Origin of the sequence: Nitratireductor sp. B36 (assembly GCF_020833685.1) — a bacterium.
Classification (GTDB): Bacteria; Pseudomonadota; Alphaproteobacteria; order Rhizobiales; family Rhizobiaceae; genus Nitratireductor.
This window is the reverse complement of sequence record NZ_JACKZY010000001.1, coordinates 1,222,772-1,245,601: the sequence shown is the minus strand read 5'-3', so window position 1 is coordinate 1,245,601 and position 22,830 is coordinate 1,222,772. Positions and strand designations below refer to the sequence as shown.

19 protein-coding genes, 1 tRNA gene and 3 pseudogenes are annotated in these 22,830 nt (G+C 57.0%); 12 read left to right on the top strand and 11 right to left on the bottom strand.

The features are described from left to right. Position 1 precedes the first annotated feature (1 nt). Together H7H48_RS06100 and murA are read right to left on the bottom strand one after the other, a co-directional pair. Entirely contained in the window at positions 2–448 is a 447-nt protein-coding gene (locus H7H48_RS06100) for a DUF2948 family protein (RefSeq protein ID WP_229447880.1), read from the bottom strand. A gap of 19 nt (positions 449–467) precedes the next feature. Beyond that, positions 468–1,757: a UDP-N-acetylglucosamine 1-carboxyvinyltransferase gene (gene murA, locus H7H48_RS06095; RefSeq protein WP_229447879.1), complete on the bottom strand. Its 1,290-nt coding sequence runs from the start codon at positions 1,755–1,757 to the stop codon at positions 468–470. Positions 1,758–2,441: 684 nt separating this feature from the next. On the opposite strand from murA, the gene H7H48_RS06085 reads away from it, so the two are divergent. Together H7H48_RS06085 and H7H48_RS06080 are read left to right on the top strand one after the other, a co-directional pair. Beyond that, positions 2,442–2,516 (top strand) — tRNA-Thr (locus H7H48_RS06085). A 92-nt stretch (positions 2,517–2,608) separates the two neighbouring features. After that, a complete protein-coding gene (locus tag H7H48_RS06080) occupies positions 2,609–4,144 on the top strand; it encodes a DUF6538 domain-containing protein (protein ID WP_229447877.1) in 1,536 nt (511 codons plus the stop codon). A 192-nt stretch (positions 4,145–4,336) separates the two neighbouring features. On the opposite strand, the gene H7H48_RS20145 is transcribed toward H7H48_RS06080, so the two are convergent. Next, positions 4,337–5,128: a toll/interleukin-1 receptor domain-containing protein gene (locus H7H48_RS20145; RefSeq protein ID WP_370633314.1), complete on the bottom strand. Its 792-nt coding sequence runs from the start codon at positions 5,126–5,128 to the stop codon at positions 4,337–4,339. Between the two features lie 440 nt (positions 5,129–5,568). Here H7H48_RS20145 and H7H48_RS06075 point away from each other — a divergent pair, with 440 nt between their 5' ends. Together H7H48_RS06075 and H7H48_RS06070 are read left to right on the top strand one after the other, a co-directional pair. Next, positions 5,569–6,186, top strand: a complete 618-nt coding sequence (locus H7H48_RS06075) for a recombinase family protein (protein ID WP_229447876.1) — start codon at positions 5,569–5,571, stop codon at positions 6,184–6,186. Positions 6,187–6,199: 13 nt separating this feature from the next. After that, complete coding sequence (locus tag H7H48_RS06070; RefSeq protein ID WP_229448160.1) at positions 6,200–6,649, top strand: hypothetical protein; 450 nt, start codon at positions 6,200–6,202, stop codon at positions 6,647–6,649. Here H7H48_RS06070 and H7H48_RS20140 read toward each other — a convergent pair. Further along, positions 6,648–6,806: pseudogene (locus H7H48_RS20140) on the bottom strand (Bro-N domain-containing protein); the annotation flags it as partial. The gene H7H48_RS06070 and the pseudogene H7H48_RS20140 sit on opposite strands and share 2 nt — an antisense overlap. A gap of 308 nt (positions 6,807–7,114) precedes the next feature. Here H7H48_RS20140 and H7H48_RS06060 point away from each other — a divergent pair. The 5 genes from H7H48_RS06060 to H7H48_RS06040 all read left to right on the top strand — a co-directional run bounded on the left by H7H48_RS06060 (position 7,115) and on the right by H7H48_RS06040 (position 11,707). After that, complete coding sequence (locus H7H48_RS06060; protein ID WP_229447875.1) at positions 7,115–7,411, top strand: hypothetical protein; 297 nt, start codon at positions 7,115–7,117, stop codon at positions 7,409–7,411. A gap of 707 nt (positions 7,412–8,118) precedes the next feature. Beyond that, complete coding sequence (locus H7H48_RS06055; protein ID WP_229447874.1) at positions 8,119–8,523, top strand: hypothetical protein; 405 nt, start codon at positions 8,119–8,121, stop codon at positions 8,521–8,523. Beyond that, positions 8,520–9,035: a ribonuclease H gene (locus H7H48_RS06050; RefSeq protein ID WP_229447873.1), complete on the top strand. Its 516-nt coding sequence runs from the start codon at positions 8,520–8,522 to the stop codon at positions 9,033–9,035. Before H7H48_RS06055 ends, H7H48_RS06050 begins: the two co-directional genes overlap by 4 nt. Positions 9,036–9,601: 566 nt before the next feature. Then, positions 9,602–10,318, top strand: a complete 717-nt coding sequence (locus tag H7H48_RS06045) for a hypothetical protein (protein WP_229447872.1) — start codon at positions 9,602–9,604, stop codon at positions 10,316–10,318. Positions 10,319–10,819: 501 nt separating this feature from the next. Beyond that, on the top strand, positions 10,820–11,707 hold the full coding sequence (locus tag H7H48_RS06040; protein ID WP_229447871.1) for an HNH endonuclease: 888 nt from the start codon (positions 10,820–10,822) through the stop codon (positions 11,705–11,707). Positions 11,708–11,773: 66 nt separating this feature from the next. Here H7H48_RS06040 and H7H48_RS06035 read toward each other — a convergent pair. Beyond that, positions 11,774–11,947, bottom strand: a pseudogene (locus H7H48_RS06035) (integrase); the annotation flags it as partial. A gap of 185 nt (positions 11,948–12,132) precedes the next feature. After that, positions 12,133–12,417: a hypothetical protein gene (locus H7H48_RS06030; RefSeq protein ID WP_229447870.1), complete on the bottom strand. Its 285-nt coding sequence runs from the start codon at positions 12,415–12,417 to the stop codon at positions 12,133–12,135. Between the two features lie 214 nt (positions 12,418–12,631). Between H7H48_RS06030 and H7H48_RS06025 the strand changes: the two genes are divergently transcribed. Beyond that, the gene (locus H7H48_RS06025) at positions 12,632–13,105 is read left to right on the top strand and encodes a ferritin-like domain-containing protein (RefSeq protein ID WP_229447869.1); all 474 of its coding nucleotides are present in this window, start codon (positions 12,632–12,634) and stop codon (positions 13,103–13,105) included. A 116-nt stretch (positions 13,106–13,221) separates the two neighbouring features. Here H7H48_RS06025 and H7H48_RS06020 read toward each other — a convergent pair whose 3' ends face one another. After that, positions 13,222–14,235: a PAS domain S-box protein gene (locus H7H48_RS06020; RefSeq protein WP_229447868.1), complete on the bottom strand. Its 1,014-nt coding sequence runs from the start codon at positions 14,233–14,235 to the stop codon at positions 13,222–13,224. 271 nt (positions 14,236–14,506) lie between these two features. Beyond that, positions 14,507–14,823, bottom strand: a pseudogene (locus tag H7H48_RS06015) (transposase family protein); the annotation flags it as partial. 288 nt (positions 14,824–15,111) lie between these two features. On the opposite strand from H7H48_RS06015, the gene H7H48_RS06010 reads away from it, so the two are divergent. Next, entirely contained in the window at positions 15,112–19,197 is a 4,086-nt protein-coding gene (locus H7H48_RS06010) for a DUF11 domain-containing protein (RefSeq protein ID WP_229447867.1), read from the top strand. A 268-nt stretch (positions 19,198–19,465) separates the two neighbouring features. Continuing rightward, entirely contained in the window at positions 19,466–20,437 is a 972-nt protein-coding gene (locus H7H48_RS06005) for an alpha/beta fold hydrolase (protein ID WP_229447866.1), read from the top strand. Between the two features lie 58 nt (positions 20,438–20,495). Here H7H48_RS06005 and H7H48_RS06000 read toward each other — a convergent pair whose 3' ends face one another. Genes H7H48_RS06000 through H7H48_RS05990 form a run of 3 tightly spaced genes read right to left on the bottom strand, consistent with a single transcriptional unit; the run spans position 20,496 to position 22,688 of the window. After that, positions 20,496–20,780 carry a PTS sugar transporter subunit IIB gene (locus H7H48_RS06000; RefSeq protein WP_007008973.1) on the bottom strand — a complete coding sequence of 95 codons (285 nt, stop codon included), beginning with the start codon at positions 20,778–20,780 and terminating at the stop codon, positions 20,496–20,498. Between the two features lie 24 nt (positions 20,781–20,804). Then, positions 20,805–21,266, bottom strand: a complete 462-nt coding sequence (locus H7H48_RS05995; RefSeq protein WP_229447865.1) for a PTS sugar transporter subunit IIA — start codon at positions 21,264–21,266, stop codon at positions 20,805–20,807. A 12-nt stretch (positions 21,267–21,278) separates the two neighbouring features. Continuing rightward, positions 21,279–22,688, bottom strand: coding sequence for a PTS galactitol transporter subunit IIC (locus H7H48_RS05990; RefSeq protein ID WP_229447864.1), 1,410 nt, complete (start codon positions 22,686–22,688; stop codon positions 21,279–21,281). Positions 22,689–22,830 lie beyond the last annotated feature (142 nt).

The following is a 22,830-nucleotide window of genomic DNA, read 5'->3' as shown; positions in this document are numbered from 1 at the left end:
GTCAGACGTCGTGTCTTGGTCGGCTCGGCGTCTCCCACGCCGCGCCGAGATCGGTCAGCCGCGCCTCGATGCACTCGACATCGAGCCGCAAGGCGGAACCGCCGGAGAAAATCAGTTCGACAACCCCGGCCGGAGCTTCTTCGGCCGGTATGAAATTGAGTGCCAGAAGGGACAGAACGTCATCAGGACGGCTGCGGTCGATACCTGCCGCGCGCACATGCAACACCCTGTCGAAGTGAAGAATGCAGCGACGGCGTTCATGCGGTGTCTTGCGCAGGAAGCTGCGCTTGGCTTCATTTTCCCACACAAACCGGTTGCAGGCGACGGCAAACCTTCGGTTCGAGGGTTCGAAAGCCAGGTCACCCACCTTGACCACGGCATCCTGCAAATGTGCCGACAGGATACCGAGATCGACATCGTCGAGCGCTACGAGCTTGAGAAAATCCATGACCACCGGCCCGCCAGGTTCAGCTTGAGATACGCTCAACCGCAGCACCGCAAGCGGAGAGCTTTTCTTCAAGCCGCTCGAAACCGCGATCCAGATGATAAACGCGGTTCACTTCCGTCTGTCCTTCCGCCGCGAGTGCGGCGATCACGAGAGAGACCGAGGCGCGCAGATCGGTCGCCATCACTGGAGCGCCGCGCAGTTGTGACACGCCGTCCACGACTGCGGTCTGGCCGGAAAGTGAGATCTTTGCACCGAGGCGTGCCAGCTCCTGCACATGCATGAACCGGTTTTCAAAGATGGTTTCAGTTATGTGCGAGCGCCCCTTCGCCATGGTCATCAGCCCCATGAATTGCGCCTGGAGATCGGTTGGAAAACCAGGGAAGGGCTGGGTGGTGATGTCGACGGGGTTGATCCCGCTGCCATTGCGGCGCACGCGAATGCCGGTGTTGGCGCGGGTGATCTCGGCGCCGGTCTGTTCCAGAATGCCAAGCGCTGATTCCAGGAGATCCGCCTGAGCGCCTTCCAGCATCACGTCGCCGCCGGTCATCGCCACGGCCATCGCATAGGTACCGGTCTCGATCCGGTCGGGAATGACCCGGTGCCGCGCACCGGAAAGGCTCGTTACCCCGTCAATCCTGATCGTGTCGGTCCCCGCGCCCGAAATCTTCGCGCCCATCGCATTGAGGCAGTCGGCCAGGTTGACGATCTCCGGCTCGCGCGCCGCGTTCTCCAGAACGGTTTCGCCCTTTGCGAGCGACGCAGCCATCATCAGGACATGCGTGGCGCCCACGGAAACTTTGGGGAAAACATATCGATTGCCGACCAGCCCGTTTTTGGCTTTCGCGTTCACGTAGCCCTGTTCGATCTCGATCTCGGCACCGAGCGCGCGCAGGCCGTCGATGAAGAGATCGACGGGGCGTGTTCCAATGGCGCAGCCGCCTGGCAGCGAGACGCGGGCCTCGCCCATGCGCGCCAAAAGCGGGCCGATGACCCAGAAGCTCGCCCGCATTTTCGAGACGAGTTCATAAGGCGCGAGCGTGTCCACGATGCTGCGGGCGGTGAAATGAATGGTGCGCGAATAACCTTTCTGCTGGTTTTCACGGCGGCCATTCACCGAGTAGTCGACCCCATGATTGCCGAGAATGCGGATCAGGCTCTCCACATCCGCCAGATGCGGGACGTTATCGAGCGTCAGCGTGTCATCGGTCAGCAATGACGCGATCATGAGCGGCAGGGCGGCATTCTTGGCGCCCGATATGGGCAGCGTGCCGTTGAGCGCGTTGCCGCCGGTTATGCGTATGCGATCCATCCGTTCTCACTTTCCGGGCGCGCTTGCCGTTGTCGGCCGTAATTTCGGATTGTCCCCGACTTGCCAGAATGCGCCGATTGCCTTGCGGTATCGTAAAGGCCGCTTCTGATGCGATAGGCGGTGGCTGCGATACCGCGAAGCAGATGTTGCAAGATATATTCGTTTCAATTGGTCCTAAAACATGGCCGCGCGCCGCGCAAGGCGGTGATTGCATGGGTGAATAGGCTATTCGTCGGTATCCGCTGCTTCGGGGTGCAGCCCTTCAGGACGTTGATCGGCCCCTCCCTGACGGCGGGACCGCGCCTGCGCCTTTCGCCGAGCGAGATTGGCACGCAACTGGGCAGCAAGGCGCTTTCTGCGCTCTTCATCACCTTTTGCGCTCGGGGATGAGACATCTGGCTCTCTGGCTTTGCCCAAGTGAAACTCCATGGTCAACCGAACTGCGACAACCGGCTGTGATCCTACCCCAGGATCGGGGCACCGCAAGCAGCGCATCGTTCATGGCAGTGATGATTTTCACAGCCATATATCAAACTGAGCAAATGAATGCGAATGTGTGCTTGCGCAATGCTGATCATTGTGGCAGAAGTCCGCCGCATCACAAGGGCGGGCAGCGACGCTGTCTCCCCGTGATCGGGACGCAAGCGGATCGCCCGCTCTTCAGGCGTCCGCCGTTTCGGCGCTGCTGCCGTAGCTCAGGGGTAGAGCACTCCCTTGGTAAGGGAGAGGTCGAGAGTTCAAATCTCTCCGGCAGCACCAGCTTTCTTGTTTCAAAATCAAGAAGTTCGGTGTTATCAGGGGCTTAGATTGACTTCGGTTCTACACCGAGGCTCTACACCGTGGTCCTACAGATGTCCCGTCCGCAGAAGCATCCTAAATCTGGCGTCTACTACTTCCGGCAGAAAACGCCCGCCGACCTTGTTGCCATATTTGGCAAGAAGGAGATCAGTTGGTCGCTCCGAACGAAAGACCCCGACGAGGCCAAGAGACGAAACGCCGATGCCGTCCGCAAACAGGCAATGGTGTGGGAGCGGCTTCGGAAACGCCCTGAACCTCTTCCGCATAAGCAGATAGTGGCCCTTACGGGCATCATATATCGGGACTGGATGGCGTTGCGCGAGACAGAACCGGGTGAGCCTGATGTTTGGACAGAGATGCTTGCGCTGTTCGACCGTGTTGAGTCCGATCCAGACGGGCCGGAGCGTTGGTATGGCGCGACGGTAGACAACTTGCTTCTGGAGCAAGGTATCGTAACCGACGAGACCAGCCGTACACGATTGATGGGGGAGGTTGGCCGGACATTTCGACAGGTTGCCGAGCAGCAGTTGAAGCGCTCCGAAGGTGACTACAGTCCCGATCCGAGGGCGGACAGGTTCCCGGTTGTTGCCAACCCTGGCGCCGCAGAAAGCAAGGACGGCGAACGGCTCACGCTGCGCGGCTTGTTCAAGCTATGGGAAAGGGATCATCTGTCAGAAGGAAAGTCTGCCCGGACAGTCGGGGACTTCCGGCAGAAGGTCGAGGCTCTGATTGAGTATCTGGGCCACGACGATGCAAGGCGCGTCACGTCTGAGGAAATAGCGGATTGGTGCGACGACCTGCGTCATACGCGGGGCCTGTCCGCACGTACCGTCGGCCAGAAGTATCTAGCGGCGATTAAGACGGTGTTCAATGTCGCGGTCGAGAAGCGAAAAATCAAAGAGAACCCTGCAAAGGAAAACAAGGTCAGGTTCGCCAAACCACAGCGAACGCGCCCGAAGGGGTTTACCGATGAAGAGGCAATAGCAATTCTCACCGCCACTCTAGCTGATCCGACCACACTCGGACGGCGCACGGTTGAGAATAAAAGGGCTATCCGGTGGGGGGCATGGATATGTGCATTTACCGGCGCTCGGATTACCGAGGTTATGCAGTTGCGCACCGAGGACTTGATTGAAGTCCATGGAGTGAGGTGCTTACGAATTACGCCCGAAGCGGGGTCCGTTAAAACCGGAGCGTATCGCATCGTTCCCATCCACCCACAGCTGTCCAAGATGGGATTAGTGGAAATGATCCACGGCTTGCCAAGGGGACCGATATTCTACTCGACAGAGCCTGTCCGAGGGAAAGCCGCCAACCCTTTCGAGCGTGCGCAAAGCGCCGGAGCTAAAGTTGGAAAATGGGTCCGGGAAGTCGTCGGCATTGATGATCCGAAAGTTCAGCCAAACCACGCGTGGAGACATCGATTCAAGACTACGGCGCGAGAAGCAGGGATCGCACCCGAATACATGGACGTAATTCAGGGGCATGAAGATGGTCGTGCAGCCTCCGATTACGGGGAGACGACCGTGAAAGCCTTGTGGCGGGAAATTCAGAAGTTGCCGGGATATGAGATTGAAACAGGGGCTTGAAGCATGTTCTCGGGTGCACTCCTAAGCGTCCCGGTGCCAATTCCGTTTCATTCCCTTTCCGCTCCCAACCTCGTGTTGATCGTACATAACAGTTCGAGGAAACGACATAAGTTGCCATTCGGTTCGCAAAGGCTGTTTAACCAATGCCACCGCAAGCGCTTGACGCAGCTCCTCATGCAAATGACAGGGAGGCTAGTGAAGGTCGAGAATGCGTATTGCGTTGGGACTGGGGAGTCCGGAGCTGAATCCTATCCGCCTAAGTTGCTTCTTTGACCGCAAATATAGCGATTTGGTGTTATCAACTTGAGTTTCTGCCGACCACCCACGCCAACGCGACCCGTCCGGGGCCACCGTAGTCTGAATGTCCGTGATTGACCACATAGGCGGCTTGTAGTTGGGTCTTTTTGGTGCGGTAACGTACGGCATTGAGCACGATGCATAATCATCCTCTAAGACAACCACGCTAGGGGGATGCCAAACCCCGTCCCTAGGGCGCATTTCATAGACCCAATCATCGGCATCGCGGTGAACTTTGAATTCGTACGGCTCAACCGCTGGTATCCGTTGGGTAGAAGCGCCACCGAGGCTATCGCCTATCCTGACCGGCCAATCTCGGTCCTTCAGGGTAACATAAAGTCGAGTGGCCAAGGCGCTTGGAATGATGGAGCGGTCCATTGGAGTGGGAAAGATGCCAATCAGCGGGAAGTTGCTGCCTCGTGTTCGCAACGCGCGATCTAGGGCATAGGCAATCTCTTCCAAACACGGCTCGCTTCGCAGACTGTTTTCAGTGACGAAAATAGCCCACCCATCCAAATGCGGACTTTCGATCCTGCCAGCGATTTGGTCCCACAAGCGTTTTCCGGCCAAGAGCTGTGTACGGTCCAACTGCACTGAGACACCTTGTCCCTCCAAGCGTTGAACAACGAAATCAATGTCTTGGTTCTCATTGTCCTTCCACGCGTAGGTCAGCCAGAGATTTGGCATCAGATCGCTCCGTCGGTGATCGTTACGTCAGCTTGTGGATGACAGTAGTAATAAAAAGCCGCTAGTCCGCAACCCACCCTGAAGCAGACCAGCGTCCTCGTAAGGGGCGTTTCAAAATGCCTCAAAAATCTGTGGCCCCGAACTCGACAGTCGTGGCTTGAGAATACCCCCCGTGGGGGCGCCGCTTGTCACCCCTTGGTTTCCCTTTCGATTTACGTCAAGCAACTCTCTCCCTTCACCTCGCGGGCGCTCTGTCGGCTGATTTCAGTTCGCGAACGCTGGCGACCGTGGGACGGGAGGTCCGCTTGGTCTGTTTTGAGCGTAGGTATATCAGACCGGAAGTCAGTCTTTCGGTGCTCGGTCTGTTAAATCCGCTTGACAACCCTATGCAGACCGATATGATGCAGACTACCTAAAACAGACCGTAGGTGGGATGCACAATGTTCATACGGGCTTATCTCCGGGCCTCTACCAGAGAGCAGGACGCACAGCGCGCAAGGAAAGACCTAGAAGACTTCGCCAGCGAGCGGGGAATGAAGATTGCCAGTTGGTACGTTGAGAACGAAAGCGGTGCACGTCTCGATAGGCCAGAGCTTCAAAGGCTCCTGAAAGACGCTCACTCCGGCGACATCATCCTTTGCGAGCAGGTGGACAGACTTTCCAGATTGCGGCGGGACGATTGGGAGAACCTACGTGCGGAGATCAGCGCCAAGCGGTTGCGCGTCGTTGCTCTTGACCTGCCGACCTCTTGGCAACTGGTGGACGGCGATGAGTTCACCCAACGGATGGCGGATGCGATCAATGGAATGATGCTCGATATGCTCGCTGCCATCGCTCGCAAGGACTATGACGACAGGCGCAGACGACAGGCACAGGGCATCGCCGGGGCAAAGGCTAGAGGGGTCTATAAGGGACGACCAGAGGACACGGAGCGGCTTGCACAGATCGGAACCTTGCTATCCGAGGGGAAGTCTTGGAACGCTGTGATGCAACTCACGGGAGCGAGCAGGGCAACCGTAGCCAAGGCTGCCAAACGGGTTCGAGAAGGGGCGGGATAGGAGGAGAGAAGCGTTGAGCAATGATCGGCAGATAACAGGTAACATCGGCCTTTATCATGTGGCGCGGGAGTTATCGCGCGAGGGCTGGAATGTGATGCTTACGACGCGCAACGCGAAGGGAGCCGATATGCTCGCAGCCTCTACCGACGAGCGCACTATGCACACAATTCAGGTGAAGGCGCATTCTGCCAAACCGCAGGACACTAATCTTGGCATTCATCCGGAGCAGCATGTGACCCCGTGGTGGGTGTTTGTGGCCTTTGCCCGCAGTTCCGACCCCACTTGCTACATACTCTCTCTGGACGAGATACGGGAGCGCATGGTCCGTGATCCGGGAAGCCGCTCGCAGAAGCCAGAACATCTACGGGTATTCTGGTTTGACCGGCGTTTCTATACCCCCGGCTCCGACAGAGAACTGGTTGATGCACGGAATGCCTGGCATCGGCTCGGACAAGCGCGGTAGCAACGAACTCCTCACCTGCGATATAGCCACCGTCTTTCCTGATCGCCGGAAGGACCGTCATCGTCATCCAATCCTGATACCCTCTGGCTTCTGGCTTGTCGGAGCGCATGACGAGCTTGTAGAGGCCACTTTCGGAGATGACCAAAGCGCCCCCATTCCCTGTTGAACAAAGTTCGTCTTAGCCCTTTCGTCTGGGCCGAGCGGCCAGTTCGTTCAGTGTGGGGAGCGCGTACAGCCCTGCGACAATCTGTTCATTTGGTTCACCATATGGGACTATCGTTCGGCCTCACTCATCTCCCCGCCCTGTCCTGCTTGAAGAAATTAGTTCCGCATAGGGGACGATTTTTCAGGCGACGAAGAATGGTCCCTATAATGGGGCAACTTATTGCTTTCCAACGGAGATTTCGTCTGCAAGCCTGTGCCTATCGACACCTTCACCACGAACGAAAGCACAGGAGAATGACCATGCAGCAGACCATTGCCACTGAAGTTGCCGCAGAGAACGCCTTCGCATCGACCGCAGTTGCTTCGGAAGTGTCCGGGGAGACGTGGGAAGCCATGTATGCCCTGCGACACGCCGCTGACTTCCTAGAACACGCATCGGCGCTGATAGCGAATGGAGCGACGATCAGTGACCCCGAGGTGGTGGATTGCTTCCGTTGGGGCATCATGAAGGCGCTTGAGTTCAACAACGCATTGCCGGAACCCCTTCGTGGGGACCTGTCACGGGATTGTTTCGTGGGCTGTGCGGGAGGGTGCTGACATGGAGCGACGGAAGCGCAACAGGCGGAAGCCATCTGCCATCTTGTTTCGTGCCCGCTTGAGGGCGCTATCAGTGCCTGTGCAGGGGCGGAAGGGGCCCCGGACAGTTGATCGGTTCGGACGGGTGCGCGCCGCGCGGTCAACGGAATAGGCTGCACGGGGGTGCAGACAGGGATTGGCTCGGGCGCTTGCTCGGGCCTTTTTCATTGAGGCATTTTGATTACCCCTCCGTACAGGACGACCTGTCGAAAACGATTACCCCTCGCTACAGGATGTCGCCACAATTGATTACCCCCCCGTACAGGACACCGCCGCAATCAATTACCCGCTACCATTTTGACATCGTATCTGGCTTTTGCGCCTTTCGGTGTGGAACCTTCACAACGCACGATCCTGATAGCTGACCATTCGGGCACCTTGACGAGCCCTCGTTGTCTTGCCGAGTGTGGCGAGCCTTCGCGTCAACGGTGTTTGCGGCGGTCGGCTTTCTGGCTCGCGTACGTGTGAGCCCATCTGTCTTCCTGCATTTTTTTGCGATGTGATCGTGAAAAGGAAGATTGAATCTACCTGAATACGGTTCTCCGCAACCGCTTCACCCACCTTCATCCAAGTTCCCCGTTCGCCATTCCGAAAGGCCCTGCGTCATCCGACGTGGGGCTTTTCTTTTTGCGATGTGAGGAGCGCCATTCAGCAAGAGAGAAAACAACATGACCAAGAAGCAGAATAGAGAGGCCACACCGGTTAGGCCCCCCATTCAGACCTTCACAGACCCCCACAACCGCCCCTGCGTCCGCGTTCCGTTGAACCGACAGGGAACCATCTGGGCGACTGTGCTTGAAGCCGATTATCGGCGCATCAACGAAAGCGACGAGTTCGCAGATACATGGCACGTCAACGGGAATGGGCGAGGGCGCGACGGAGAGCTTGCGCAAGAGCGGAAGTATGTCCGCGTTCATCGCCGCCGTGAGCGATTGAAACTAGCAACCGTCTCTAGGCTCATTCTGCGAGCCGGTTACGGGCAGATTGTCGAAATGATCGGGACTGACTGGACCGACCTCCGGCCCGAGAACTGGCGAATTGTTCCGGGGAAGCGCGGGAAAGCCAAACGATGAGCGGCGGAACCTCCCATAGAGAGGGCAGACACATTCTCGTCTACACAGACGGCTCATGCCACGAAAACCCCGGACCGGGCGGTTACGCTGCCGTCATGAGGCGCATGGATGGCGCTACAGAACTCAAAAAGCGGAAGCCGATAGTTGGATATTCGGCGGAGGAGACCGCCACCAACGTCAAAATGGAGATGATGGCAGTCATCGCAGCTCTGGAAGCCTTGAAGCCAGATGAGCCGCAGCCCATCGTTATCTGTTGTGACAACGACATGATACCTAAGGCGATGAAAGAATGGCTTGGAAAGTGGATAGCGAACGACTGGCGAAAGCCGAACAAGGAGCCAGTCAAGAACCGCGATCTTTGGGAGCGCCTTATCGCCGCTGCCAAGGGTAAAGATGTCCACTGGCGGTGGGTAAGAGGTCACGCCGGAAACCCCTACAACGAGGAGGTGGACCGGCTCGCGAAGAACCAGAAAAAAATCGCTCTGGCGGCGTTCTACGGGTTTGCTGCTTAGGTCTTCCGCTGTCGAACTACTCCTACGCCAGCAAAACACGGGACCAGAAATTTCGTTTCGATCTGCACCCCAGTGGAGCCGCATTGTCGGCTCTCGCTGGAGACACGTCCAAAAGCATTCTGGTTCATGAGACCCGCAACGGACTGCGAAAAAGAAGGAGGAAGCCCGCTGATCTGGTAGCCTTCAACAATGCTGTCGGCATAATCGTCGCCAACCTCGCTCATTACACGCTGTTTCCGCCAAACACAGGGCAAATCATCTTGCCAATGGGGCACCCAAGGGCGGCACAAGTCGAAACGCCTGTGCCTGGCTTTGGAACTGCCCTGCCATCCCTAGTCTCGTCCTTGGAAGCCATTGGCGTTCTGCATCGCACAGAGCCAGACACCGCGCGCTTCGCAACAACGATAGCGCCAACTCCGGCTTTCCGTGCAGAGATGGCCTCTCGACAGATTTCTGGGGACGATTTCGGTCGAGTTCAGGTGGGGGACTGCCTTCGACTTACCCGGAGGAGCGCCAGCGGTGAGAAGAACCGGCTTCCAATCCCATCATCTTCCGAACCTGCCCGCTTGCGGGGTGAAATCCACCAGATCAATGAATGGTTATCCGATGGAGACATTTCCTACGTCGGCAATCTTTCAATTGATGTTCGGGACCGCAGCCTTGTCCGGTGTTTCAATCTCCCCCCACACATCGAAGTGCCTTCTCTGGACTTCGGAGGGAGGCTGTTCGGAGGCTTTTGGCAACGTCACGGATGGGAGGTGCGCCAACATATCCGCATCAACGGTGAATCCGTAGCCGAAGTCGACTACGGGCAGATGATGCCACGCCTTGCCTATGCCGAAATAGGCGAGAAGCCGCCAGAAGGAGACCTTTATGCTATCGCTGGTCTAGAGGGTAGCCGAGCCGCCGTTAAAAAGGCTCTCAATGCCCTTCTGTTCAAAGTTGGCACGATGCGACGATGGCCGCAGGAAATTCTTGACGGGCTACCGCAGGGTTGGACAGGGACGAAACTCCGAAAGGCTATTTTGTGCCGGCATCCGTCCTTGGCCTCGTTGGTCGGCAGCGGGGCAGGTTATAGACTGTTCAACAGGGAGAGCACGATTATGTGCGCAGTGCTCCTACGGTGCATGGGAGCGGGCATCGTCGTCTTACCAATTCATGACGCCGTTATTTGCTCTGCATCGTCTGTACCTACCGTCAGCACCATAATGCAGGAAGAAGCCTTCAAGCTCTGCAATGCAGAAATCCCTGTCTCTGTTACAAAGGGGGAACCATCCAAGTGAGGGAAGTGGGAGGGAGGTCGAAGTAGGTCCATCACCGAAAGGAACCTCATGTAAACCTTATATATCACTTAAACTAACTCCATAGTGAGGGCCATAATCCGGCATCCAGTCTCTGCCTTCACCAGTAGCACCCATCAGGCCCCCGTCGCGCACCGTGTCGGGGGTTTTTTCATTCTCACCAGTTTCACAACGACAACCAACACCCACAAGGAAATCAGTATGTCCAAATCTGGACTATTCGGAACAGGCATCCGCACCCCCGAACTCGGACAGCGGAACCTGTCACCCGCTGGCCTCCCCGGCAGCACCTATGTCAGACCTCAAGAGCAGCAGACCGGGGGCAATCTCAAAGCCCTCGCGTCGGCCCTTGGGGGCCTGAACAACCTCCTCAGAACTCACACCTAGTTCTTGAGTGGGGCCGTTTGTCTTGCGAAGTTGTGGGGTATCAGCAGTATTGAGTAAGGAAACGTCCGTCCTCTTTCACTTGCACGTGGAGCATGAATGACAAAAAACCGATACGGTCTTGGTAGGGATATACCCGCCGATGTCGCTCGGGCAGTTCGTCAGCGGGACGGGTTTGGATGCGTTGTATGTGGCAATGCGATCATTGATTATGAGCATTTCGCCCCAGAGTTCAAAGACGCCAAAGAACACAATACGGACGGCATTGTCTTGCTGTGCGTCATGTGTCACGGCCTGAAAACTAGAGGAAGGTTATCCTCGCAGTCCATTTCTGATGCGATGAAATCGCCCAAGGCTTTGCAACGAGGATTTTCGTTCGGCCCATTTGATGTGGGCTCGAAGCATCCGGAATTGATACTCGGCAACGTGGTGGCGCGTAATGTCCCTGTTCTCTTGCAGATATTTGGAGAGAATGTGTTTTGTATCCGCGAGCCGGAGGCAAAAGGAGGGCCCTTCCGTATCTCAGCTTTTGTAAGCGATAGGAATGGTGCTCCAATGATGCACATAGTCGACAACGAATGGAGAACGAGAACTTCAAATTGGGATGTTCGAGTTGAAGGGAAGCGGATCACGATAAACTCGAACGTCCGCGATATTGATTTGGTGCTCCGCAGCAATCCTCCCCACCAACTGGTGTTTGAACGCTTCAACATGCGGCATCGGGGTATTGCGATATCAAGCAATGCCGGACAGCCGACGGTGTTCGAGATGTTGGATGGACGAACATTGAGCACTGATGGAATGGATTTGGACGGCTGTAAGATCGGCGTCATGCTAGACAAGACGGGATTGTCTATAGGAGTCGGGGGCGGGGCCGTCTCGATAAAGTCAATGTCTGTTGGTTTTTCGCAGCCATCTGGCTCGGTGCCGCGCTCTAATAGACCGTCAAGCACTGCCAGCATTTTACCCTTCAAGCCGAGGAAATAGCGCCTATTTTGATTTATCCCATTTCGGAGGCGGTGCTTCACGGTTGTGGAGAGAGAGGCGACTTCACTAGTTTTTCAGCGCAGCCTTCAAGGCCCTAGCGGCCACCTCTAGTCGAGCGTCTGGGCCTCCGTAACGTTCACTCATGGCCCCTTTGGAATGGCCCAAGACCAAGTTCCGGTCATATTCCTCGACACGGGCAAGCGTTAGGCGGTCTTCCATCCGATGTCGCGAGAAGTGAACAATTCAATTCGGATGATTCACGACGGTCGGACACGTTTCGTGAGAATGGTTAAACGCGACGGCGCGTGGAAACTTCTACACCAAGGTTCTACACCGGTCTTGACGGGAGCCGGAATTTCCTCTTTAAAAACAATGCGAACCACTTAAATCTGCCGAATTCAAATCTCTCCGGCAGCACCATTAAATCAAGCACTTGCCTGGCATCCGTATTTCTGTCGTGACAGAAACTCCCGTCTTCCGATCCTCGATGCGATGTCGGCCTGAAACTCCGGATGATGGTGGCCGTTCACGTCTTCGATCATTTTCAGGCTCGTTTCGGCATACTCGGCAACGTCCCATCTTCCGAGGAAGCCAGAGAGGCCGCGCGGAATGCGAATGGGCAGACGGCGTTTTCTCGTCTCGGTCTCGCCAGCACCGCGCCGATGGATGATGCCGGCCTTCGTATCCACACGGCCGCCCAGGGTATTCACCATCCATCCCAGACGATTGAAAGCCGATTGAAAAGCCGGAGGTCAAAGACCCCGAATACCTCGACAAGCCAATGGCAAAGAGCAAAACGTGTGGATGAGCGGAGTGTCAGAAGCCTGCGTAGAGCGGACCCTCGGGCAGACCCTGCCGCATTTCCTCGTGGAACCTTCCTACCTGCGCAAAGTTAAGGAGCGCGGGGCAATTTGGAGATTCACGATGAAGTCACTGAATGAACTGTTCGAGCACACACTGCAGGATGTCTACTACGCCGAAAACGCCATCACCAAGGCACTTCCGAAGGTCGCAAAGGCTGCAAAAAGTTCTGAGCTGAAGAAGGTGGCTGAAGAACATCTCGGCGAGACAAAGGATCAGATCAAGAAGCTGGAAGCGGTGTTCAAATCCATCGGCAAGAAGCCCGAGGGCGAAAAGTGCGATGCGATTGAAGGCCTCATCAAGGAAGCTGACGGCTTGATGGACGAGGCGTCGGGAACGGCGCTGGATGCCGGATTGCTGGCTGCATGCCAGGCAGTGGAGCACTACGAGATCGCCCGCTACGGGTCACTCCGCGAATGGGCGAAGCTGCTTGGCCATGAAGAGGCACACAATCTTCTGGGCGAAATCCTTGATCAGGAGAAGGCGGCCAACAGCAAGCTTACGAACCTGGCCGTTTCGAAAGTGAACAAGAAGTAGGCCACTTGTTGCCGGAGACTTTCTTGCCCCGTCGCCCAAGGGTGACGGGGTAATTTTTAGGCTGGTATTAGCGTGCTCCCCTTTGACGAAAAACCCCAGTTTTCAACTTGGGACCTTCAGTTTTTCAGAGCAGCTGCTGGTAGGTCGATCGTCACGGCCAGACCCGTCGCTCGCCAATCATGGGTGAGGGTGGCATTCAATGCCAAGGCCAGATTGCTCGTCAACTGGCTACCAAAGCCTGATGCCTTCTCTTTGAGCGACCCCGGTGCGCCTGTTTCGGTCCATTTGATCCGGACCTGATCGTCATCCACATGAAGTTCTATGGCGAGGCTTCCCTCGGCAACCGACAAGGCGCCGTATTTGGCGGCATTGGTGGCCAGCTCATAAATCAGAAGCGCCAAATTGGTGGTGGAGTGACTGCCGACGGGGACGTGATCTCCTTCCACCTGGATACGCTCTCCATCGTTGTAGGGGGCGAGAACTGTTTGGATGAGCTCTCGAAGGCCGCCGCCTTTGTTCTCGGTTTCATCTGCCGACCAACTGCCTGTCGTCAGGTCATGAGCTCGTGCAAGGGCCGTTAAACGTTCACGAATGGCGCTGGCCAGCGCCTCTGCAGAAGGTTCTTGCCGTGATGTGAGCGTTACGATGGAAGTTGCCACTGCGAATAGATTTTTGACCCGATGCTGCATCTCGCGAATGAGCAGGCGCTGGCTTTCTTCAGCCAGACGGCGTTCGGATATATCGCGCGCGATTTTTGATGCACCTATAATCGTGCCAGAGGCATCGCGGATCGGTGAAATCGTCAAGGATATATCGACCAGCGATCCATCCTTGCGTCGGCGCACTGTTTCGAAATGTTCTACTCTTTCGCCGCTTCTAATCTTGGCAAGGATGCGCGGTTCTTCATCAAGCCGCTCCTCGGGGATCAGGATGGTGATTGGTTTGCCAATGACCTCGTCGGCCGTGTAGCCGAAAATGCGCACCGCTCCGGGATTCCAGCTCTGTATGTGGCCGGAGAGGTTTTTACTGATGATTGCGTCGTCCGATCCTTCAATAATGGCTGCCAGCCAGTCGCGTGGATCGGGGTTATGAAGTGGAGATACACCGCTAGTGCGGTCTGCTTGCGCCATCTGTAACTCCTACTTCTCAATTCCACACCCATTGGCACATGCCTTAGGTGGGTGTGAAACGATGCAATGCTTGTGGCTCTTACGCATACTCGTGGAATGATGTGCGATCAACAAGCAAAAGGCTCAAGCTCCGCTAGAGGAGTCTCGAAGACTGGCTCAACTGGTGGTGCACCATATTTGCTGAGCCGCTCCCCTGAATGGACCCGTGGCCTGCTGCCGGTTTCGTGGACACCGAGATAAGGTGTTTAACGGAACTTCCGGGGTGTCCGGCTCAGGCGGTGGAAGATGCCGAGGAACCATTCATGAGCGATATCGGCGGCTGGTTGCCGGTTGCGCTGTGCGGTCGGACATTGTTGTGGTCCTCACGCCATTCCTCCATTTTGAACGGGCGTCGGCAAGCATCAGGAAGCCGTGCGCATTGAGGCACTCCATCCTGAACTTGCCAATGAAGGAACCGATGAACGCATTGTCCGTGGGCTTGCCCGGACGCGAGAAGTCGAGATCGACGCCACGCTGGTAAGCCCATAGGTCAAGATCACGGGAGATGAACCCCGAGGCCTGGTCACCCCGGATCGTCTTCGGGTAAGCATTCCATTCTTCAAGGGTGTCAAGAAGAGAGATCGAAGTTTCTCCCTCCGGCAGCACCAGTCATCCGATATTCTCTGATCTGTTTGCTGACAGTGCCTGGTTCAGATCGCCTGTCAGGTATCGATACGGGTTTTACCCGTAACGTTTACCCGTTGAGACTCTGCAGATTATTGCCAAGCCCGTCGTTCTCCTCAGGATGAGCATGGGTCGGTCGGCATTTTGTCATGCTCGGCACTGCCTGCAAGCATTGAAATCTATGCGGCAGAACGATCGAAGCAAACTGCTTATATGCTACGGGAACGCGAGATGAACAATCTACCTCAGGGGCATTTCAGGCGACGCGTGAAGGGTGTTTTTGCTTCTTCTGTAGAGCGAAGAAGCAACTCGTCAGGCAATGCGGATATGCCTTGCCGTTTGCCGTCCTTGGCGGCCACGCTGATGCGGAGGGGCGCGGCCGTGGCCTTCGGTCTGGCAGCGCTCGGGTTCGCCGGTGTCGGAGATGCTGATGCACAGGTGCAAAGAAGCTTTCTCAATCTTGGTTTCGAGTCTCCCGTTCTCAGCTGTAACTTCGCGCATGTTCCCAGCACTTATGTTCTAGGTTGGTCAACCACGCACGCTTCGATGGCCGGCAATTGTGGCTATCCATCAGGGCAGTTGATTGAGATTTGGAAGACCGGATTTAACGGTGTGCCTTCTCGCTCCGGGTCGCAACACGCCGAGCTCAATGCCCGCCAGAATTCTCGCATCTATCAAACCGTGTGCCTCCTCCAGGATGACAAAATCGATTGGCGATTCAGCCATCGTGGGCTTTCAGGCACCGATACCATGGACTTCAGTATAGGTACTGCTGAGCGGGTTGTTCGGGCATCAACAAGCAATGCCGGCGTGGGTGGGCCGAGCTTGTGCGGCAGTGGTGCTACTATCAGCGATGCCACGTGTGAATCCGCCAAATTCGGAACATGGAGAGATTATTCGGGGACATTCACCTGGACAGGGCCCGACAGCCTTCAACAATTTGGGTTCGCAGCGATCTCCACTTCGGATGGTGATCCAGACACCGGCAACCATATCGACGACATCCAGTTGCGTATCGATCCTCTGGTTGAGTTTTCGCAGGCTGAGACCGCTTATCCAGAAAGCGGAGAGGAAGTGGGCCTGCCGAAGATCAGGGTCAGCGGGTATCTCGAAGCGCCGTTGACGGTGACCGTGAATGTGGTCGGAGGAACTGCTGACCTCGGAGATGATTACACCACCCCCGGGGGCGGGGAGACTTTTACGGTTTCGATCCCGGCAGGTACGTATACCGCGGTGGATTTCGACCTCGGGGTCAGCGTCATTGAAGATGAGGAGACGGAGGAAGACGAGACGATCGAGTTCGAACTGGTTGAGGGTACCGGCTATATCTTGAAGAGCACTCAGACCTGCGGCGGGCCACCCATCGCGCTGAGTGCGCATACAATACAGGAAGAGAAAATCGAGCTCACCAATGTGGTCACACTCATCGATTCGAATGGCAATGGTGTGCCGGATGCTGGTGAGATGGTCACATATCAATTCGAGGTGACCAACACCAGTTCTGTTGAACTGAGCGGGATTACCGTCGAAGCGCCTCTTCCAGGTATTCCGGTTTCGGGCGGCCCCATCAATCTGCCGGCAGGAGGAATAGACAACACTTCCTTCTCCGCCAGCTACACGTTGACCCAGGCGGATGTCGATGCCGGCATTCTTGAAAATCAGGCCGTCGTCAAGGGCACGGCTACGGCCACTGGCCATGAAGTCGAGGACCTTTCCGACGATCCCGACAATGCCACGGATGAGGATCTTGAGGGGGATGGCGATCCAGACGATATAACCATCCTCAGGCTCACTGCCGCAGGTGCCAATACGCTTGAGAAAGAGGCCGTGCTGATTGACTCCAATGGCAATGGTCTGCCGGATATTGGCGAGACCCTGGAATATACGTTCACCGTGGTGAACACGGGCAATGTGACCCTCACCAACATTGAAGTGACGGACGAAAAGGTTGACGTGAAGAACAGCCCGATCGCGTCGTTGGCCCCGGGAAACTCGGATTCGAGCGTTAAAGGCACCTACGAAGTCAAGCAGGAGGATATCGACGCAGGCGAGGTGGCCAACAGCGCGACCTCGCGAGCTTCTGATCCTCACGGCGATCCGGTTGACGCGGAGTCCTCACCCCCGGGAGGGACGCCGGGCGAAATGACGAAGACACCGCTCGACCAGAACAGCGATATGGATTTGCAGAAGGAAGCCGAACATCAGGATGCGGACAATGATGGCGTCATCGATGTCGGTGAAACGATCCTCTACACATTCACGGTGAAAAACACGGGTAACGTGACCCTGACCGATGTTACCGTCGAAGACGAAAAGGTGGACGTGGAAGGCGGTCCTCTCGCAAGCCTGGAACCAGGTGGCGAAGACGCGGAGACCTTCAAAAGCTCCTACGTCGTCACCCAGGAAGACGCGGATGCGGGCACGATAGAAAATGTTGCAGAAGGCAAGGCGAAGGACCCCAAGGGAGAAGACGTGGTCGTCCAGTCGCATCCCCCTGGCGGTACGCCAGGCACCGCCACCGACTTCGACATCCCGAGTGTGCCTGGCCTGAGCTTTACCAAAAGCGCTTCGTTCGACCCTGCGGATGACACGAATGGCAATGGTTTCCCGGACGCCGGCGAGATCGTTCGCTACGTGTTCGACATTAAGAACACGGGCAATGTGACGTTGTCGAACATCACCGTCGAAGATCCAAATGCGGAGACGGGCACTATACCGATCTCAAGTCTGGCCTCCGGCGAAAACGATGCTGAAACGATCTCAGGAAAACACGTGCTCACGCAGGAGGAGGTGAACGCCGGCGAGGTTGTGAACCAGGCTACCGCCCGCGGTGAGACACCTCAGGGCACTCCGGTAAGCGACCTTTCAGACGACCCTGAAGACCCGACTGATCAGGACGCCGATGGCGATGATGACCCGGATGATCCAACGGTGCTGAAATTGCCACAAAACCTCTCGCTGGCGACGGAAAAGACAGGCACCTATCGCGGAACACAAGACGGGTTCGCTCAGCCGGGAGACACCATTGATTATGAAGTCACCGTGACCAATGACGGCACAGTCACCGCATCTGATGTGACGCCACATGACGCCGGTCCGAAATTCAACGGTAAACCGGGCACGGGTTCGCTTTCCCCGTTCACACCTGCCAGCGCCGAGCTCGACCCTGCAGAAAGCCAGACATTCAAGGCTACTTATACGTTGTCCGAGGCGGATATCGCCAATGCTCAAAACGTGGAGCATGGCGTTCAAAACTCTGCAACCGCGACAGGTAAGGGGCCCAAGGGAGACGAGACCACCTCGCCGGAAGCAATCGCCAAAGTCAATCTTCCCGGATATCTCATAAGCAAGACGGCGCAGATATTCGAGGTTCAGCGAGGGGGGCGTGTACCCTACGTGATCCGGGCAAAATTGATCGGGTTTACGTCTCCCCAGGTGGTTGACATTGTTGATGAGATACCGGTCGCATTTGCTTACGTCTCTGGCTCGGCAATGCTTGGGGACACCGCGCTGACGCCAAAGATCGAGGGCCGGAAGCATACATTCGAGGACATCACGCTCAATCCTGATGAAGACGTCGAGATTGCGCTGGACCTTCGGGCGACGGCGGCCGCGAAGCCAGATACCTACATCAACCGGGCCTGGGTGGAAGATGAGACCGGAGAGCGAGTTTCCGGCATAGCGACAGCCGAAGTTGAAATCGTACCGGAGCCGGTGTTCGACTGCGGCGACATCCTTGGAAAGGTATTCGATGACAAGAATCGCAACGGCTATCAGGATGCTGGTGAACCAGGGCTGCCAGGTGTCCGCGTTGCAGCAGTCAAAGGATTGCTGATCACCTCGGATGATCACGGCCGCTTCCATGTGGCCTGTGCAGACCTTCCTGATCAAACAATCGGAACCAACTATATCCTGAAACTTGATCCGCGATCGCTTCCCTCCGGCTATCGCATCACGACGGAAAACCCGCGTGTCGTTCGCCTGACTGCCGGTAAGGCTTCAGAATTCCTTTTCGGCGCCTCCATTGGGCGAGTTATACGGCTTGATCTCAGCGCGGACGCTTTTGAAGCGGACCAGGAGCATCTGAAGCCCGAGTGGTTTTCGCGTGTTGGGCAACTGATTGCTCTGCTCGACGAGGAGCCGTCTGTGCTGCGTATCTCCTACTCGGGTGAGAGAAGTTCGCTGGCCCGTAAACGGCTGGCTGCCGTGCGCAGTTTGATCTCATCGGAATGGCGCAATGTTGGTTCCCGCTACAGGCTCGAGATTGAGACGCGTCAATTGTCTGCGCAAAAAGACTGAGGATCTGAAAGACAAGGGGTGCGGCAGACTTGTTGAAACAAGCTCCCTGCTGCACCCCTTTCCGAATGAATGTCATGTGGTTCCGTCTCCCCTTCAACCTGGGAAGCTCAACTGCACCCTCTTCAATCGGCCAAGCTTGCTTAGTGGCTTGAGGAAACGCCACTAACGAACCTACCCACTCCAATTCGAACTGGATTTGTGCGTGGAGGAGCTGCTACGCAGCACAGGACTGCCCTGTTGCGCGGTCATGGTAAAAAGCAAGGACCAGATGGCCGTGAGTTTGCGAGACCAGCCAGGCCCGACTCGCGTGCGCGATCCAGGCTCTCCGCTTGTCGGAGGCGGGGAAGGATCGGATACCGGGCGTGGAAGACGTATCGATGTCGGCGGCTTCTGTCTGAACAGTCTTCGGCTGCTTGCTGACCGGCCGGATCTCCCCCCGCTCGTTTTCATCCATGGTGCAAGCACCAGTCTGCTTGATCCGCTTTATGCTTTTCGTTCGACCCTGGAAGGGCGGGCGCATCTCCTCTTCGTGGACCGGCCTGGCCACGGCCTGTCCGATCACGGGCCGGATGCAAACATTCTTCCCGATGCTCAGGGCCATGCGATCGCAAGGTTGATGGCGCTGCGGGGCATCGACAGGGCCATTCTTGTCGGCCACTCATATGGCGGCGCGGTTGCCGCCGCCATGGCACTTGATCACCCCGAACGCGTTATCGGCACCCTGTTTCTCGCGCCTGCTCTCTATCCCTGGCCTGGGGGAATCGCCTGGTATTACCGCACAGCACGGGCCCGGATTCTGGGAGCCTTGTTCTGCCGACTTGTCGTACCGTGGGCAGGGCGCCTTGCGATGAGAGCTGCAGCTCAAGGTGTCTTCTCCCCGGATCCGATGCCGAGTGATTATCTGAAGGCAACGCGCGCTGTCGAGGCTGTCGCGCCTGCAGCCTTTCGGCACAATGCGCGCGAGATCAGTGCGCTTCTGGCGTGGACGGAACGCACCCATCACCGTTACAGGACCATAGGGACACCCTCAGTCATCATCACCGGCACGAGGGATGATGTTGTCTCGCCGGAGCTTCATTCGCAGCGTCTTGCCCGAGAGTTGCCTCAAGCCGAGCTGATCGCCGTGAACGGCCTCGGACACAAGCCGGATGTCCATGCAACCGAGCTGGCGGTCGCCGCAATTGAAAAACTGGCACGCGCGCCTTCGAGCAATGCCGATGAGGCGCTTGTGGGCGAATGAAAAGGCCCGCTGCCGGTCCGGCAGCGGGCCTTGATATTGCCGTGTGGCAAGCCGGGTTCTACTTGCGCAGTTCCGCCTCGATCTTGTCGAGTGCTTCGGCCTTGCCCATGCCGGTCAGAAAGGCGAGCGTCACGATGGACGGCACGCCGAGATCCGATGGCAGCTGCGTGGTCGAAACGATCAGATCCACGCCATTCAGCTCGGAGCGCACTTCCGTGGCCTTGCACTGACGTGAATCGATGGTGATGCCGCGTTCCTTCATGGCCTCGGTTACCGCGTTGGCCACCACTGTCGAGGTGGCAATGCCGGTGCCGCAGGCAAACAGGACGGTCTTCTTGCTCATGGGTCTCTCCCGATCAATTGGGCATTATTTCAGAACCGCAGCGACATCATCAAGCGACGATGCCTTCATGAGGCCGGAAATGGCTTCCTCGCTTTGGATGGTCGCCATGATTTCCTGCAGCATTTCGATCTGACGGTCCTTGTCATTGAGCGCCATCAGGAAGACGAGCCCGACTTCCACTGCCTCATCCGGGTCTTCCATATTTGCGAAGGTCACCGGCTTCTTGAGCGTGGCAAGCGCGATGCCTGGCTTCACGACATGCTCCGGATCCGTGTGCGGTACCGCGACGTTGACCGCATGGCCGAGCGGCAGGCCGGTCGGCATCGTGGCCTCGCGGGCGAGAACCGCATCGGCAAAGCTGTCTTTCACATAGCCAGCATCCTTGAGCTTGCCGGCAAGCAACCGGATGACAGCCTCACGGCTATCGGTATCGACCCCGAGGACAATCGCCTCGGGATCGATGTGGTTCATAAGGGCTTCAGCCATTCACTAACCTATTCAGCCTTGTTGTGCAGTGGTTTCGTCGTCTTCCGCACCGGCTGCCCGTTCCCAGGCCAGCGTGTTGCGGCGATAGAGCCAGAAGCAGGCCGCGATGATGGCGGCAAGCACACCCAGCCCGGCAGCGCCCAGGTTCCGGATTGCTGCGATAACCACGTAGGAAATCCACAGGAAGCCGTCGACCACCGAGGTGATCTGAACCGCGTTCTCAGGCATCTCGAAGCCCGAATCCACGGCAGCGCTGGTGAACAAAGGCGCAAGCGCGTTTGCCACATAGAAGCCGGCGGCAAGTGTCACCGTGCCCACGATCACCATGCGGAACACGTTGCCGCGCAGAAGCGGCGCCGTCATGGCGACGATGAAGGGAATAACCGCCAGATCAGCAAACAGGATCACGCGGTTGCCCGGCAGGACGATCGACAGGATGATGGCGATCGGCACGAGGATGAGCGATGCGGAGATCGCGGCCGGGTGACCGATCAGGATGGCCGAATCGAGGCCAACCAGAAGCTCCCGGTCACCGGTACGCTTGCGCACGAATTCCTGTGCCGCTTCCGAAACGGGAAGCAGGCCTTCCATGAGGATTTTCACCATGCGCGGCAGAAGCAGCATCACGGCTGCAAGCGTCATGCCCGTCTGCAGAACCTTTGACAGGACCACGCCGAAATCGCCGGCGTTATAATAGGCAACGACACCCAGCACGAGACCGATGATCAGGCCGAGCACGACCGGTTCACCGAAGACGCCGAAGCGGCGCTCGATGGTTTCCGTCGAGATGTTCACCTTGTTGACACCGGGAATGCGCTCGATGATCCAGTTGATCACGATGGCGATCGGCAGGATCTGAGCAGACGCCAGATGCGGAACCGAAACGCCCGGAATGCCATAGAACTTCTGCACGGCACGGGCCGACCAGTCAGCAAACAGCAGCGAAAGCGCCGCCATCAGCGCCGCAACAACGAGGCCGTAGGCAAGGCTGCCCGTGGCAGCGACGGCAAGCGAGCCGATAAAGGCAAAGTGCCAGAAATTCCACACGTCGACATTGAGCGTGCGGGTCATGCGCGTCAGAAGAAGCGCAATGTTGACGGCAATGCCGATCGGGATCACCCACAGGCCTACCGAAGAGCCGAAAGCGATCGCGGCGGCTGAAGGCCAGCCCACATCGACGATGTCGCGCTGAATGCCCGTGTTGGTGACGATGGCCTGCGCCACGTCGCCGATGGATCCGAGCATCAGGCCAAGAACCAGATTGATGCCGATGAAAGCCACGCCGATGGTGACGGCGGCTCGGAATGCCTTGCCGATCTTGGCCCCCAGCACTGCGGCAATGACAAAAATGACGATGGGCAACAGAACCGTTGCGCCAAGCGTATCGACGGCCGCTTTAAGGCCGCTCAGGAATGTGTCCATTTTCCTCCCCCTGAATTCCTGTTCAGAACCATTCGCGATCAGAACATTTGTTTCTCAAAATAGACGCAAGTTTATGGCTTGCGGCCACTTGGCTGTCAATCGGCGAATGCACCGTAAAAAACGCCCCGCAGAACGAAAAAAT